The sequence below is a fragment of the Pseudoalteromonas sp. DL-6 genome (genome assembly GCF_004328665.1).
Classification (GTDB): Bacteria; Pseudomonadota; Gammaproteobacteria; order Enterobacterales; family Alteromonadaceae; genus Pseudoalteromonas.
The window spans coordinates 2,628,185-2,641,179 of sequence record NZ_CP019770.1 but is presented as its reverse complement, the minus strand read 5'-3'; the positions used below and the strand labels follow the sequence as shown (position 1 = coordinate 2,641,179).

Annotated in this window: 16 protein-coding genes; 9 read left to right on the top strand and 7 right to left on the bottom strand. The window is 39.3% G+C overall.

What is annotated here, in order from left to right:
- Nucleotides 1-22: 22 nt before the first annotated feature.
- Entirely contained in the window at nucleotides 23-742 is a 720-nt protein-coding gene (sfsA, locus tag B1F84_RS12390) for a DNA/RNA nuclease SfsA (protein ID WP_131691599.1), read from the bottom strand.
- Between the two features lie 144 nt (nucleotides 743-886).
- Between sfsA and pepB the strand changes: the two genes are divergently transcribed.
- Both pepB and B1F84_RS12380 read left to right on the top strand, forming a co-directional pair.
- Nucleotides 887-2,185, top strand: coding sequence for an aminopeptidase PepB (pepB, locus tag B1F84_RS12385; protein WP_131691598.1), 1,299 nt, complete (start codon nucleotides 887-889; stop codon nucleotides 2,183-2,185).
- A 175-nt stretch (nucleotides 2,186-2,360) separates the two neighbouring features.
- Nucleotides 2,361-2,927, top strand: a complete 567-nt coding sequence (locus B1F84_RS12380) for a phosphoribosyltransferase family protein (RefSeq protein WP_008111161.1) — start codon at nucleotides 2,361-2,363, stop codon at nucleotides 2,925-2,927.
- Nucleotides 2,928-2,976: 49 nt separating this feature from the next.
- Here the strand turns inward: B1F84_RS12380 and B1F84_RS12375 are convergent, their stop codons facing one another.
- A complete protein-coding gene (locus B1F84_RS12375; protein ID WP_008111159.1) occupies nucleotides 2,977-3,633 on the bottom strand; it encodes a cyclic nucleotide-binding domain-containing protein in 657 nt (218 codons plus the stop codon).
- Between the two features lie 278 nt (nucleotides 3,634-3,911).
- Between B1F84_RS12375 and B1F84_RS12370 the strand changes: the two genes are divergently transcribed.
- Nucleotides 3,912-4,148 (top strand): YgjV family protein, encoded by a 237-nt coding sequence (locus tag B1F84_RS12370; RefSeq protein WP_076918372.1) that lies wholly within the window; start codon nucleotides 3,912-3,914, stop codon nucleotides 4,146-4,148.
- A 25-nt stretch (nucleotides 4,149-4,173) separates the two neighbouring features.
- Here B1F84_RS12370 and B1F84_RS12365 read toward each other — a convergent pair whose 3' ends face one another.
- Entirely contained in the window at nucleotides 4,174-5,862 is a 1,689-nt protein-coding gene (locus tag B1F84_RS12365; RefSeq protein WP_131691597.1) for an amidohydrolase, read from the bottom strand.
- 165 nt (nucleotides 5,863-6,027) lie between these two features.
- Here B1F84_RS12365 and B1F84_RS12360 point away from each other — a divergent pair, with 165 nt between their 5' ends.
- Nucleotides 6,028-6,519 carry an energy transducer TonB gene (locus tag B1F84_RS12360; RefSeq protein ID WP_131691596.1) on the top strand — a complete coding sequence of 164 codons (492 nt, stop codon included), beginning with the start codon at nucleotides 6,028-6,030 and terminating at the stop codon, nucleotides 6,517-6,519.
- 10 nt (nucleotides 6,520-6,529) lie between these two features.
- On the opposite strand, the gene B1F84_RS12355 is transcribed toward B1F84_RS12360, so the two are convergent.
- The 4 genes from B1F84_RS12355 to B1F84_RS12340 form a co-directional block, all read right to left on the bottom strand.
- Entirely contained in the window at nucleotides 6,530-6,766 is a 237-nt protein-coding gene (locus B1F84_RS12355) for a calcium-binding protein (protein ID WP_010387654.1), read from the bottom strand.
- An 8-nt stretch (nucleotides 6,767-6,774) separates the two neighbouring features.
- The gene (locus tag B1F84_RS12350) at nucleotides 6,775-7,011 is read right to left on the bottom strand and encodes an EF-hand domain-containing protein (protein ID WP_010387655.1); all 237 of its coding nucleotides are present in this window, start codon (nucleotides 7,009-7,011) and stop codon (nucleotides 6,775-6,777) included.
- A gap of 155 nt (nucleotides 7,012-7,166) precedes the next feature.
- Nucleotides 7,167-7,394: a hypothetical protein gene (locus B1F84_RS12345; RefSeq protein ID WP_008111149.1), complete on the bottom strand. Its 228-nt coding sequence runs from the start codon at nucleotides 7,392-7,394 to the stop codon at nucleotides 7,167-7,169.
- A gap of 12 nt (nucleotides 7,395-7,406) precedes the next feature.
- Complete coding sequence (locus tag B1F84_RS12340; RefSeq protein WP_076920714.1) at nucleotides 7,407-7,640, bottom strand: EF-hand domain-containing protein; 234 nt, start codon at nucleotides 7,638-7,640, stop codon at nucleotides 7,407-7,409.
- Nucleotides 7,641-7,944: 304 nt separating this feature from the next.
- Between B1F84_RS12340 and B1F84_RS12335 the strand changes: the two genes are divergently transcribed.
- The 5 genes from B1F84_RS12335 to B1F84_RS12315 are packed head-to-tail and all read left to right on the top strand — an operon-like array spanning nucleotide 7,945 to nucleotide 12,994.
- Entirely contained in the window at nucleotides 7,945-9,399 is a 1,455-nt protein-coding gene (locus B1F84_RS12335) for a HAMP domain-containing sensor histidine kinase (RefSeq protein WP_131691595.1), read from the top strand.
- Between the two features lies 1 nt (nucleotide 9,400).
- Complete coding sequence (locus B1F84_RS12330; protein ID WP_131691594.1) at nucleotides 9,401-9,934, top strand: hypothetical protein; 534 nt, start codon at nucleotides 9,401-9,403, stop codon at nucleotides 9,932-9,934.
- Between the two features lie 2 nt (nucleotides 9,935-9,936).
- Nucleotides 9,937-11,286 carry a sigma 54-interacting transcriptional regulator gene (locus tag B1F84_RS12325; protein ID WP_131691593.1) on the top strand — a complete coding sequence of 450 codons (1,350 nt, stop codon included), beginning with the start codon at nucleotides 9,937-9,939 and terminating at the stop codon, nucleotides 11,284-11,286.
- Between the two features lie 20 nt (nucleotides 11,287-11,306).
- A complete protein-coding gene (locus B1F84_RS12320) occupies nucleotides 11,307-11,807 on the top strand; it encodes a DUF1543 domain-containing protein (protein ID WP_010387662.1) in 501 nt (166 codons plus the stop codon).
- Between the two features lie 35 nt (nucleotides 11,808-11,842).
- Nucleotides 11,843-12,994, top strand: a complete 1,152-nt coding sequence (locus tag B1F84_RS12315; protein ID WP_055012986.1) for a murein transglycosylase domain-containing protein — start codon at nucleotides 11,843-11,845, stop codon at nucleotides 12,992-12,994.
- Nucleotide 12,995 lies beyond the last annotated feature (1 nt).

Here is a 12,995-nt window from a genome sequence, read left to right as displayed (position 1 = left end):
GCTAGTGTTGATGCTGGCGCTTTTACTCAACAAACTCCACTTTCTCAACTAAAGTTACCTCACTGGCAGAAATATGGGCTTTATAAGCTAATACTTCTACGCCTTGCTCAATCGCTTCGCTTAGTAATTGTGCATAGGTTGAATCTATATGCGCCGCCGCACTCACTTGTGTGATCCCTTGATGCAGCACCGCAAATAGTAACACCGCACGATGCCCTTGTTTTACCATTTCGATTAATTCACGAATATGCTTTTGCCCACGAACTGTTTGCGCATCTGGGAAGTAACCTTGGCCGCTTTGTGGGTGCTTTTCACTTAGGAGCGTGACTGATTTAACTTCAACATAGCAATTAGCTTTGCTATTGTGGGTAAGTAAAAAGTCAATGCGGCTGTTTTCACTGCCATATTTCACTTCACTTTGGACTTGCTGATAGCCTGTCAGCTCTTTAATTACTTCAGCGTTAATCGCTTCTTCAACTACTTTATTAGCAACGGCTGTATTTACACAAATAAGCTGTGATAAGTTATTTTGCGTCAGCTCTAATGACTGTGGGTACTTTCGTTTGGTGTTACTGCTGGTGGAATAAAAGGCATTAAAACCAGAGTCAGCACAGCCCGTCATTTTCCCCGTATTAGCACAGTGAGCGGTAAAAGTGCTGCCATCACTGAGCTCTAAATCAGCTAAAAAGCGTTTGTAACGTTTTAATAACGTAGCAGATTGTAATGGCGGGGTGTACTTCATTAATGACTTCCTTATATAACCAGGGTTCAGGTTAAGTAAAATAAGACTTTACGGACTATTTGAGGTTATTTACCGCAAGCAGTTGGGAACTTAAGCGCGCTATAGTAAACTCAACCATACATTTAAGTGCAAGGATATTCTAACATGAGTGAAAAATTTGTTGTTCAATTAAGCGAGCAGTCGGCACCAGGACACTGGGGCGAAAGTGCGTCACTATCTTTTAACGAACACGGCGCAACGGTTCATTTATCTGAGCAAGAAACATTAAAAAACGTGCAAAAAGCAGGTCGTACTATTGCAAGCCAAGGTATTAAAAGTGTTGTGCTTGAAGGCGATGTTTGGTGTACAGAGAGCCAATGGGCATTTTACCAAGGCTTTGTATCACCAAAAGTACTGCACGGTGTTGAGTTTGTTGATAATGCACAATCTGATTTAAAAGAACTTGCTGATTTAAAAGCTTCAGCAACGTGGGCACGTGAAATGGTTAACGGCACCGCCGATGACATTTACCCAGAGAGCCTAGCAGAAAAAGCGGCTGAATTTATTCAATCACTGGCACCAGAGCATGTTAGCTACCAAATAATAAAAGGCGATGCGCTATTAGAGCAGCAATGGATTGGTATTCATGCTGTAGGTCGTGGTAGTGAACGCCCACCTGTATTACTTGAGCTTGATTACAACCCAACTGGCGATGATAACGCACCAGTAAGCGCAGCACTTGTAGGTAAAGGTATTACATTTGACTCAGGTGGTTACTCAATTAAATCTAGCGAAGGCATGTTAGGCATGAAGTGCGACATGGGTGGAGCTGCAACGGTAACTGCAGGTTTAGCGCTGGCCATTAATCGTGGTGTAGAAAAGCGTATTAAGCTGTTTTTATGTTGTGCAGAGAACTTAATTTCCGGCCATGCATACAAACTAGGTGATATTCTTACCTACAAAAATGGCACAACCGTTGAAATTGTAAACACAGATGCTGAAGGCCGTTTAGTATTAGCTGATGGCCTAATGGCGGCAGGTGAGACAGGCGCACCACTTATTATTGATGCAGCAACATTAACGGGCGCAGCCCTTGTTGCCGTTGGTCAAGAATACAACGCGTTATTTGCCCTTGATAAAGAGCTAGTGCGTGAAGTAGAAGACTTTGCATCACAAGAAATGGAAGCCGCTTGGCCATTACCGCTTGAAAAGTGGCATCAACAAAACTGCCCATCACCGTATGCAGATACAGCAAACAGCCGTGCACAAAAAGGCGGTGGCTATGGTGGTGCTTCAAATGCAGCAGGTTTCTTATCTCGCTTTGTGCCAAACGATGGTAAAGGTTGGGTACATATTGATTTAGCGGCTGCATTTAATATGGGTGGCGGCACTAGCCAGTGGGCTTCAGGCGCAACTACTCAAGGTATGCGTACAGTCGCGCGTACCTTGCTTGAAAAGGCTTAATCAACCAAGATTAAGCAATTAGTTAAAAAATAGGTATCTTAGGGTGCCTATTTTTTTATCCGCCATACAAGCAATTTTGTTTTATTTACGGTAAAATCCTTCGCCAATACGTGTTTGGGCATCTATTTCATTTAAACCTCGCTCAAATATTATACATACCACTGGGATCCTTACTATGTCAGAAAAGTGCTATATCACGGCTCAACAATTACTTGAAGATTCATTCCGCGTAGCGGCACAAGTGTATAAAGATGGCTTTCGTCCAGATTTTATTATTGGTATATGGCGCGGTGGTGCTCCAATTGGGATTGCAGTTCAAGAATATTATGATTACAAAGGTATAGAAACCGATCATATTGCGGTGCGTACGTCGTCTTATTACGGTATTGGCAAGCAATCAAAAGAAATCAAAGTACATGGTTTACACTACATTGTTGAAAACGCGAATGCGGGTGATTCATTGTTAATTGTGGATGATGTGTTTGACTCAGGTCGTAGCATTGTAGCGTTAAAAGAGAAGCTTTCTGAGCTAATGCGTTTAAACTTACCACGTGATATTCGTATTGCTTGTCCATACTACAAGCCAAAAAATTCAAAAGTTGATACAGTGCCTGATTACTACATTCATGAATCTGAAGAATGGTTAGTATTCCCGCATGAATTATCAGGGTTAACGCCGGATGAAATTATTGAAGGTAAATCTGATTTAGCTAAAATCCACGATATTTTACTTGAAAAATAAACGTGATTTTGCTCAATAAAAAAGGCCTTAATGGCCTTTTTTATTGTCTTTAAAGCTGTGCAAAGCTATCTACATAGTCACTGAGTTTAGGAATATCGACAGCTTGCAGCCCTTGAGTGCTTCGTTGCACTAGGTTTTTTTCTACTAACTCACTCACTACCCGTCGGTATGCACGTTCAGTGGTTGCAAAGCGCTCTGCTTCTGCATTTACCGTAGGATAAGCACGCAATAAAGTGGGGTTGTTATTCTCCGCACGTAATAAGCAATCTTTAGCAATGTTGTAGCTTAAGGGAAGTAACAGTTTATCTAAGTTAATCTTTTGATTTTCTTGGAACTTAGCGGCAATGGTTTGCGCTGTGTAAAGACTCAGTTCTGGTTTATCGAGCAATAATGAGCGCCAATGCTTTAGCTCAATAAGATTATACGTTACATCACTGAAGCAGGTTACCGTGTAAATGCACGGGTTATTATTCAGTGCTTCAATTTCACCAATTAAGGTGTTGTTACAGTCGAGCTGACCAAGAAGCAGGCGTCGGCCATTCCCCACATCATAACTAAACGATACAGTACCACTTCGCACCAATACCAACTTAGTGAGTGGTTGGTCTTGCTGTATTAATATTTCTTTTTTTGATTGCTGATAACTACTGCCGGCAAATGTCAGCAGCTGTTCAACAAGGTAACTGGAAAAATGGTATTGAAACATCAATCATGCTCTTCGGACAATTGTCCTATTTATTACACCTTAATGACGATAGCATTAAGATTAAGAATTTACGCTAACTTGCCCACGTTGTTATTTATTTAATGGCGTTAAATGGCCTTCATTCTACCGTGTAATGATTAAAAAATTGTGGGTAAAACCAGCATATTTTAAGGTTTTATTGGTAAGTTAGCTTTTTTATTTAAACTGCTGTGCAGCATATTTTAATAATGTACTAAAGTTTAGCTGTTAATATTAACCTAAAGCCTAGGAGAGAACAATTGAGTTGGGAATATTTAGGTTATTTAGCATCCGCTTTATTAGTTATATCCTTGACCATGACCGATGTAACCAAACTACGTTGGTTTAATTTACTGGGCTGTATTGCGTTTACTTTTTACGGTGCAGCAATCGGCTCTGTTCCGGTGGCATTTACTAATGGCTTATTAGCTTTGGTCAATATTTATCACATTATTAAGTTATATCGTCAGTCTAAAGCTGATACAAAAAAGGGTTAACTTTTAAGTTAACCCTTTTTTGTTTTTACTCAGACTTTGCTGAACCTTTTTGGTAACGTAACTTGCCTGCAATCCATGTTTGCAGCACCTGAGTTTTGTAAAGCTGCTCAATAGGCACTTTAAAATAGTCTTGATCAACCAGTATAAAGTCAGCCCATTTACCTTGCTCTAAACTTCCTACTTTAAACTCTTGATGCGCTGCATACGCGCCGCCAAGGGTAAACGCACGCAATGCATCTTCTCTGCTCAATACTTCACTGGCGCGCCAGCCGTTTTCAGGCAGTTGATTATGATCCATGCGCGTTATCGCAGAATACAAACCATCGAACGGGTTCGCCAGTTCGACAGGGTAATCAGACCCCGCCGCAATCGTTGAGCCTTGGTCTAAAAATGTTTGCCAAGCATAAGCGCCTTGAAGTTGCTTATCGGTTAAACGCTGCTCTGCCATATGCATGTCTGATGTGGCATGCACAGGTTGCATAGATGGAATTATTTTCAGGGTTTTAAAGCGTGGAATGTCTGCGGGTGAAACTATTTGTGCATGCTCCATACGATTGCGCAGTAGTATGCCACCGGTTTGTTTAAATACATTTTGATAGGCATCTAGCACAATTTTATTGGCTCTATCGCCAATTGCATGTGTGTTAGCGCTAAAACCGCTTTTAAAGGTTTGGGTAAATAATTGCTCTAGCTTTTGCTGGGTTTCAAGCATTAGGCCAAAGTGATTGGCTCTATCAGCGTATTCTTCAATAAGCGCAGCACCGCGTGACCCTAATGCGCCATCAGCATAAATTTTTACACTGCGGATAGATAAATAGTCTTGTGCATCTTGATAACGACCCGCTTTAAGCATGGCGCTTAAGTCTGGACTTGCTGCACTTAACATCGCTACAATTCTAAGCGGTAATGTGCCTAACTCGGCGCGTTGTTTATAAACTTGCCAAGTGGTTTTATCAATACCTGCATCGTGAGTTGAGGTGATACCTAGGCTTAGTAAGTGTTTACCTGCGGCATCTAATGCATTACTGACAGATTGTGCAGACGTTGCAGGCATATGCTGGGTAACCAAGGTTTCTGCTTTATCAATAAAAATGCCGGTGGGTTTACCAAACTCATCTTTTATAATTTCTCCACCAGTAGGTGATAATGTATCAGCGTTAATATTAGCAAGCTCTAGGGCTTTTGAATTAACCCAAATAGCGTGGCTATCTACTCGCGATAAAATAACAGGGCGATCGTTAACGACTTTGTCTAAATCAGCGGCTGTAGGAAAGCGGGTGTTTGACCACAGTTCTTGATTCCAGCCCCGACCAATGATCCAACCTTCTTTATCTTTAGCAAATTCGCTGAGCTTAGCGGTTATTTCATCTACCGACTTAGCACCGCGCACATCCAGCTGTGACAAGTTCTCACCAAGGCCAATTACATGTCCGTGGGCATCAATGAGCCCTGGGAGTAAAGTTTTACCTTCTGCGTCAATTAGGGTTGCGCCGGGAAAACTATTTTTTAAGCTGTCTGGACCGGTTTTTACAACTTTGCCATCTTTTATGACTAAGGTTGTAAATGTGTTTACTTCGCCGTGGCGCATTTTTCCTTTATACAAAGGTGAGTAGCCATTGGCATTATAAATGACTTTAGTTTGTGCTATTGCCACACTAGATAAGCCGCAAAGGCTTACTAGCAATATCGGTTTTATTAGTTTTTTCAGTTGCATAAGAGGCATGTTGTTATTTTTTGTACTATCACATTAGCAAACTCAAATTTAGAATACCAATATAGCGATTTTTTATTGATGTAATAGCGTACCTATAGTAGGTTAAACAGTGACCGTTTAAAAAATTAAAAATTTAAACTTAACTTTCAAGCATAAGGAAACGCTATGAAACCACTTTACCTCACAATTCCTTTAACATTACTTCTCTGCGCATGTAGTGCAACATCACCTGAGAATGAGACTGTTGAAAAAATAGACTACATTGATTTATCAAGCGCAGAACTTCGTGATTCGGGAAAAGATTACTGGAATATTTTTAAAAGAGTGGAGCCTTTATACCCCATTGAAGCTGCTAAAAAAGGGCTTGCAGGGTGTGTTGAGCTCGTAACTATGATTAATCAGGAAGGAAAGGCGCAAGGCTATAAAATACTTTCTTCATACCCTCAAAAGCTATTTGATAAAGCAGCCGCAAAATCCCTCAATTTATGGAAATGGCTTCCGGCTGAAAATAATAAAAATAAACAACCCATTCTTACGCACATTAGAATGGATTTTATGCTTGAATCTAAAGACGTTAGTAAAAAATATTTGAAAAACTGCCCCCCCACCGAAGAAAAATTTTTGGTAAAAGGAAAAGTATATAAACGTACTTTATAATATATTTTCTTTATTTACTGGCGTACAAGCTGTATTCGCTTAATGACAATTGTGCGTCTTTATCACGGTCATAACTGCCAAAACGTGACCATAAAGCAGGATCACTGGCAGCTTCAGAACGAGTCAAAAAGCCATCTTGGTTGCGGTCAAGTTTTTCAAACTTTTCGGCAATATAACTGCTTGTTGCAAAACTCATACAGCTAAAAACAGTCAGTGTTAGTAAAATAATATTATGAAAAGGCTTCATATAAATGCTCAGTACAGGTTAGTGGTTAAGTAGTTTTTAAACTCAGTTAAAGAAATTCTGTTGTCTTGATTTTCATCCCAATTTGAAAATGAGTTTAATAGCTGAGGCTGAGCAGCAAGCTCGCTGTGGGTTAAATATCCATCATTATTTTTGTCCAAATGGTCAAAGCGTTGCTTTACATCAAGTGCGAATGCACTTTGGCTGATAAAAAGTAAAGCACCAATAAAGGGAAGCAGTATTCTCATAGTTGGCGTTCCAAGGTGTATTTTAATTGCTGCAGTATTGAAAGAAAGCACTTGCCATAATTTAACTCCCAACATTAAATCCGTTTACACACTCCCTCAGGGATTATGGCAAATGCTTTTAACTCTATAATATAAAACTTAACTTGAATCTAAACTTAAGGTTTAAAGTTTTCGAACTCTTTTTTAGAAATCATCTCGTTATTGTCTTTGTCTAAATCAGTAAATTGCTTAAGCAGCTGCTTATCTTGTTTGGCCTCAGTGAGCGATATTTGGCCGTCCATATTTTTGTCTAAATGCATAAAACGTACATTTAACGACGATGCCAATGCCGTCGCGCTAATAGCTAAAAATAGTAGCGAAAAAGCACCAATTAATTGTTTCATAAATATACTCCTTTATTTTACAAACTGTTTAAATTCATCGAACGATAGTTGTCCGTCTTCATTCTTGTCTATTTGTGCAAAATTCTCATGCAGTAATGCATCTTCGCCGGCCTCTGCTTCGCTTAATGTACCGTTGCTGTCTTTATCTAGGCTGTAAAATGCTGTATTCACATCAAGCGCAAATAAATGGCTACTCGTTAAACATAACGCTATTAAGGCAGTAGATTTTAAATAACCTTTAGTCATTCCTTGGCCTTTAAAAATTAATATTTATAAGCGTATTACAATTATAGTGCCATCTTTAATTTTTATTAAAAATCAATGATTTAATTTTTTAACTTGTTTTTAATGAGTAATATTTACCGACGGTTGTGTGTTTTATGCAACATTTTCTTAGTTAGAATTTTTTACTATTTCTAAATCAAGTGTTTAACTTGTCGCAATTGTGCGACATTGCAACGGTTTTACTCTCAAAAATGTATTTGGTTCAGCGAGTGTATAAGTTGAGCGCTTAATAATAGAGCGCTTAAAAGTAGTAAAGGATTAGTGTATGCCTGCAATCATGGCTGAAAAATATAAAGCATTGGTAAACTGGCGTCCTAATTTGATTGGCCAGTTTGTAATGAGTATGCTGTTGTCACTTTTGCCTTTGTCTATTGTGGTTATTGTATTTTTAAATGTATTAAATAAACAATTAGCGGTCACACAGCAAATTGTCAGTAATAACTACCAAGTAACCAAGTCGTTTAATGCACTTAAACAAGAGCTCAATAGTTTAGAAAGGGCAACAAGGCAAAACTGGGTTTTAAAAAGCGATTCACTTGATAAACTTATCGTGGATAAATGGCAGTCATCGCTGGACAATATAAATGAGCTTAAACAGCTTTCTAGCAGCCAACAAAGTACTCAACAATGGCAACGGTTAACAGATACGCTAAAAGCAGCGCATACCAAACTGGTGGTTGAAGCTCGTGAGCAAGCAGAGTTGTTTGTGCCAATTAGTGAAATACTGGCAGATCTAACAATGTGGTTGCGTGAAACCAATGAAGCCAAAATCACTCAAAACCAAATTAAACTGACAAATTTACAAGCCTCCTTTATAAACTGGTTAGTGGCACTTACGCCTTTAACCTTACTTGTTGGCGGTGGGTTTTTATGGCGGATAAGTGGCCGTTTAAAAGGTTTAACCTCCGTTATTGATAAATTAGGCCAAGGAGATTGGCAGCAAAAAATATCAGTGCAGGGATCAGCTGAGCTCATTGAACTAGGTAACAAGTTGCAGTGGGTGCAGGCGCAATTGCATATGCTAGAGCAGCAAAAAGATACGTTTTTACGCCATGTTACTCACGAATTAAAAACGCCTTTGGCCTCTATGGTTGAGGGCACTGAGTTATTAGCCGATGAAATTGTTGGGCCAATTAATAATGAGCAAAAAGCAGTGCTTGAGTTAATTAGTCAATCTATGGTGCGATTACGCACTATGATAGACAGCTTGTTAAGTTATAACGCGATTCGAACTAGTAAAGATAATGTTAGTGAAGTGGAATTTAACCAGCTAATAAAAAAGGTAAGTAATCATTTTGAACATAGGTTAAATGCACGAGAGCAGTCGCTTATTTGGCACAATAGCTTACCGACAGTTGCACTTAATTTACCGAGAGAATTAATTGAAATGATTTTAATTCAGTTAATCTCTAATGGTTTAAAGTTTTCACAGTCAAACCAAGCAGTGTCGATTAGCTTAAGTTTAGAAAGCAATAGCTTAATTATACAGGTCGCTGATGAGGGCTGCGGTATTAAAGAGCATGAAAAAGAATATGTTTTTGGCGCTTTTTATCAAGGTAAACACAGTAAAGAGATTAGTCTTCAAGGCAGTGGTTTAGGCCTTACCATAGTAAAAGAGTCGGTTGAACAGTTACAGGGTAAGTTAACTATTGAGCATAATGAGCCGCAAGGCTGTCGATTTAACATTGTCATCCCCTATAAAAATAAAGGAGTTAAATAATATGTCTGCGCGTTTAATGGCTATTTTATGGCTAACCAGCAGTCTCGTTTTATTATCTGGGTGTGAATTAACCAACACTCAAAGAACAGCTAAACCTAAGTTAATAGCTCAAACTCAGCCCGACAATAAAAGCAACCAGCCCAACCCAAAGCCTCGGCCAAAACTAGATCTAATGTATCCGCCTGCAGCGCAAGTTATTGCATGGCATGCCCATCAGTGTGGTGGCTTCAAATTAACGCCTGACAATAAAACTTACTTAGGGGAGCAAGCACTTAAGGCATTTTTTAATACCGCATGCGTCAACCTTAGTCGCGACCCTGATACTGTTATGAGTCAATTGCTTAAGCTAGATCAGGCTTACTATTGGCCAGACGATATAAAACACTATTTATGGCTGCAAAAGCAGCAGGTGTTAATGCAAATAAATGCCAAAAAACAACAGCAAGCATTAAACGCTGAAATGCAAAAAACCTTATCGTCATTAGCTGCAATTGAACAGCAACTTTTATTACGTGAAGAAACCAAGGAGCAGTAACTATGTCAGTCACACTTCCATCAAGCGCTAAAGTGTTACTCGTTGATGACGATGCCAGCTTACTGCAGTTACTGGCAATTCGAATTCAATCAAAAGGTTATGAAGTAACAACCTGTGATAGTGGCATGAATGCATTACAAATACTTAAAAGCCAAGTATTTGATGCGGTGATCACCGATTTAAGAATGGATGAAATGGATGGAATGGCACTGCATCGGCAGCTGCAAAGCCGCTACCCAGCACTACCTGTAATTATGATGACGGCTCATGGTTCAATTCCTGATGCGGTAGAGGCGACTAAGCAAGGTATTTTTGCCTTTATTACTAAGCCAGTTGATAAAGATGAGCTATTCGATAGCTTAGTTAAAGCCATAGAAATACATGGGGTGAATAATGATGATATTACTCCGCAAAGCAATATTGTTACTCGCAGTGGCGCTATGCTGCATTTGCTAGAGCAAGTTAAATTACTAGGCCCTACTCAGGTAAATGTACTTATTTCTGGTGCTAGTGGTACGGGTAAGGAGCTGCTTGCACAGGCAATTCATCAGCACAGCCATGTTAGTGATGGCCCATTTGTGGCTATTAACTGTGGTGCAGTCCCTGGTGAGTTATTAGAATCGGAGTTATTTGGTCACAAAAAAGGCGCATTTACAGGGGCGGTAAAAGATCACCAAGGCCTTTTTCAGCAAGCGCAAGGGGGGACCTTATTTCTAGATGAAATTGGTGATATGCCGCTAAATTTACAAGTTAAGTTATTACGCGTGCTGCAAGAAAAAACCATTCGCCCAGTCGGTTTTCAAGAAGAAATCCCCATTAATGTGCGAATTGTTTCAGCGACCCATAAAAACTTGCCTGAAGCTATTAGCAATCAAGAGTTTAGAGAAGATTTATATTATCGTTTAAACGTAGTAAACCTCAAACTTCCTCCGCTGCGAGAGCGCCGTGAAGATATTAGCTTATTAGCTAACTTTTTTAGCGCTAATATTGCAAAACGTATGGAGCAAAAAGAAAAACGTTTTGCAAACGATGCCATGCATGCATTGGTAAGGTATGATTGGCCAGGTAATATTCGTCAATTACAAAATGTAGTGGAGCAGGTGGTTGCCTTAACACCAAGTGACGTTATATCTGAACATTTAGTGCTTAGTGCGTTAAATAGCAATGAAAATAACGTTGAGCCACTTTCGCTTAACGACGCTAAAAAAGAGTTTGAGCGAGATTACGTTATCAATACCCTGAAAATGGCAGGGGGTAATGTGGCCGAAGGTGCCAAGCTTGCCAAGCGTAATCGTTCTGATTTTTATAAGCTGATTAAAAAGCATGAAATTGACGTAGATAGCTTAATGTAATTTTAAAAAAGGAAGTGAGCATGCAGTTATTTATGGTGTATTTAGGTGGGCGTATTCAAGGTTGCCACATAGAAATGCACGACGTACGCTTTGTGGTAGGTCAAAACATTGAGCAAACTTATAGCAAGCTTAAAAGTCAGTGGGTAGGCGACAAAAATAGCGTACACATGGATAGCTACATGGCGGTTAATCACATTGATGGTTATAAAGTCGAGGTAGTTGATAGTTATGTAGAGCAAAATAAGCAGCTTTATTTTGTTAACTTAGGTGCTTACAGAAGCGACTCACTAGCAGAGCAACACGACTTTGCTTTGTATGTTGCCAGTAGTAGTGAAGAAGCAAAACAGCGCGCTAAAAATGATTTACTCGCAGGGCTTAGCCATCTACATAAAGATGATTTACATGACGTTGATGATTGCTTTGCTATAGATTTACTCGATAGCCAGCTTAATATTAAACTAACCCCAAGTGGTCAAGCACAAACAATTAAACCTGACTGGTTTGGTTATCATGTATTATAATAAATGAGGATTTATTAAGTTTATTAGGATGTTGTGTGAAAAAGTATGCGTTTATACTTTTGCTAGTTGGCTTAAGTGGCTGTAAATCGCTGTCAGGTTTACCACCCGTTGTTGATTTAAATAAACTGGTAAAGCAAGTAAAAAACGATCCTACTGACGTGGTTGCAATTCACAAGCAAGCACAAAAAACACACCGTTCTATTAAGGCACAGGTTGGTAGCGTAAAACAGCTTTTAGCCGCATTAGAAAGCGTTGTTGGGCGCAAGTGGGGTAAACAAAACACTCAGCAACCTAGTGCCAAAAAATACGTAAAATACAGTAATGATTACCAAGCTCGTGCCATTATTGATTTTGAGCAAGGCACTGTAAAAGTAGAAACCATCGCGTTAAAAAATACAATAAGCTTGTTACAGCAGGCCATTGTTATGACCTTACTGACCTCTAGCGATCCCGATAAAACCGATATTTTTACCAGCGAAGCGCCCATTTTAGAAGGTGAGCCGTTTTTATACCAACAAGTGCTCGATCAAGATAAGTTACCCATAAAATATAGCTGGCGTGCTAATCGATTTGCGCGTTATTTAGTAAATAATAACTTAAAAAAGCAACGTCAATATGGGCACGTTATTTCGTCGGTTAGTTTTGATTTAGTCGAGCAAAATGCCCATTTAAGAAAGCAAAAGTACAGTGCTTATGTGCTGGCGGCTGCAAAAAAATATCAAATATCGGCAGCACTTATTTATGCCATTATTGAAACCGAAAGTAGCTTTAATCCACATGCGGTGAGTTCATCCAATGCCTATGGATTAATGCAAGTGATCCCGGCTACCGCAGGGCGCGATGTATACCAAAAAATAAAAAAAGTATCCGGGCAACCAACCAAAGCTGTATTGTTTAATCCAAAACATAATATTGATATTGGCAGCGCCTATTTAAGTATTTTAAAAAATAACTACTTAAACAAAATTAGTACCGACAAAAGTAAGCACTTTGCCATGATCTCGTCTTATAACGGCGGGGCGGGTAATGTACTGCGCATATTTAATAAAAATAGAAGTGTGGCGTTTTCACAAATAAATCAGCTTACTGCAAGCCAGTTTTATAATATTCTCACCACTAAGCACTCACGTGCAGAATCAAGACGCTATTTATACAAAGTCACTAAAGCAGAAAAAAACTATCAGTAAC

What these genes read in the sequence shown, in the direction of transcription:
- B1F84_RS12375 (WP_008111159.1), bottom strand. Translation starts at nt 3,633, where the DNA reads ATGTTTCAATACCATTTTTCCAGTTACCTTGTTGAACAGCTGCTGACA.
- B1F84_RS12335 (WP_131691595.1), top strand. Translation starts at nt 7,945, where the DNA reads ATGCCTGCAATCATGGCTGAAAAATATAAAGCATTGGTAAACTGGCGT.
- B1F84_RS12380 (WP_008111161.1), top strand. Translation starts at nt 2,361, where the DNA reads ATGTCAGAAAAGTGCTATATCACGGCTCAACAATTACTTGAAGATTCA.
- B1F84_RS12365 (WP_131691597.1), bottom strand. Translation starts at nt 5,862, where the DNA reads ATGCAACTGAAAAAACTAATAAAACCGATATTGCTAGTAAGCCTTTGC.
- B1F84_RS12340 (WP_076920714.1), bottom strand. Translation starts at nt 7,640, where the DNA reads ATGACTAAAGGTTATTTAAAATCTACTGCCTTAATAGCGTTATGTTTA.
- B1F84_RS12325 (WP_131691593.1), top strand. Translation starts at nt 9,937, where the DNA reads ATGTCAGTCACACTTCCATCAAGCGCTAAAGTGTTACTCGTTGATGAC.
- B1F84_RS12355 (WP_010387654.1), bottom strand. Translation starts at nt 6,766, where the DNA reads ATGAAGCCTTTTCATAATATTATTTTACTAACACTGACTGTTTTTAGC.
- sfsA (WP_131691599.1), bottom strand. Translation starts at nt 742, where the DNA reads ATGAAGTACACCCCGCCATTACAATCTGCTACGTTATTAAAACGTTAC.
- B1F84_RS12350 (WP_010387655.1), bottom strand. Translation starts at nt 7,011, where the DNA reads ATGAGAATACTGCTTCCCTTTATTGGTGCTTTACTTTTTATCAGCCAA.
- B1F84_RS12330 (WP_131691594.1), top strand. Translation starts at nt 9,401, where the DNA reads ATGTCTGCGCGTTTAATGGCTATTTTATGGCTAACCAGCAGTCTCGTT.
- B1F84_RS12345 (WP_008111149.1), bottom strand. Translation starts at nt 7,394, where the DNA reads ATGAAACAATTAATTGGTGCTTTTTCGCTACTATTTTTAGCTATTAGC.
- B1F84_RS12360 (WP_131691596.1), top strand. Translation starts at nt 6,028, where the DNA reads ATGAAACCACTTTACCTCACAATTCCTTTAACATTACTTCTCTGCGCA.
- B1F84_RS12320 (WP_010387662.1), top strand. Translation starts at nt 11,307, where the DNA reads ATGCAGTTATTTATGGTGTATTTAGGTGGGCGTATTCAAGGTTGCCAC.
- pepB (WP_131691598.1), top strand. Translation starts at nt 887, where the DNA reads ATGAGTGAAAAATTTGTTGTTCAATTAAGCGAGCAGTCGGCACCAGGA.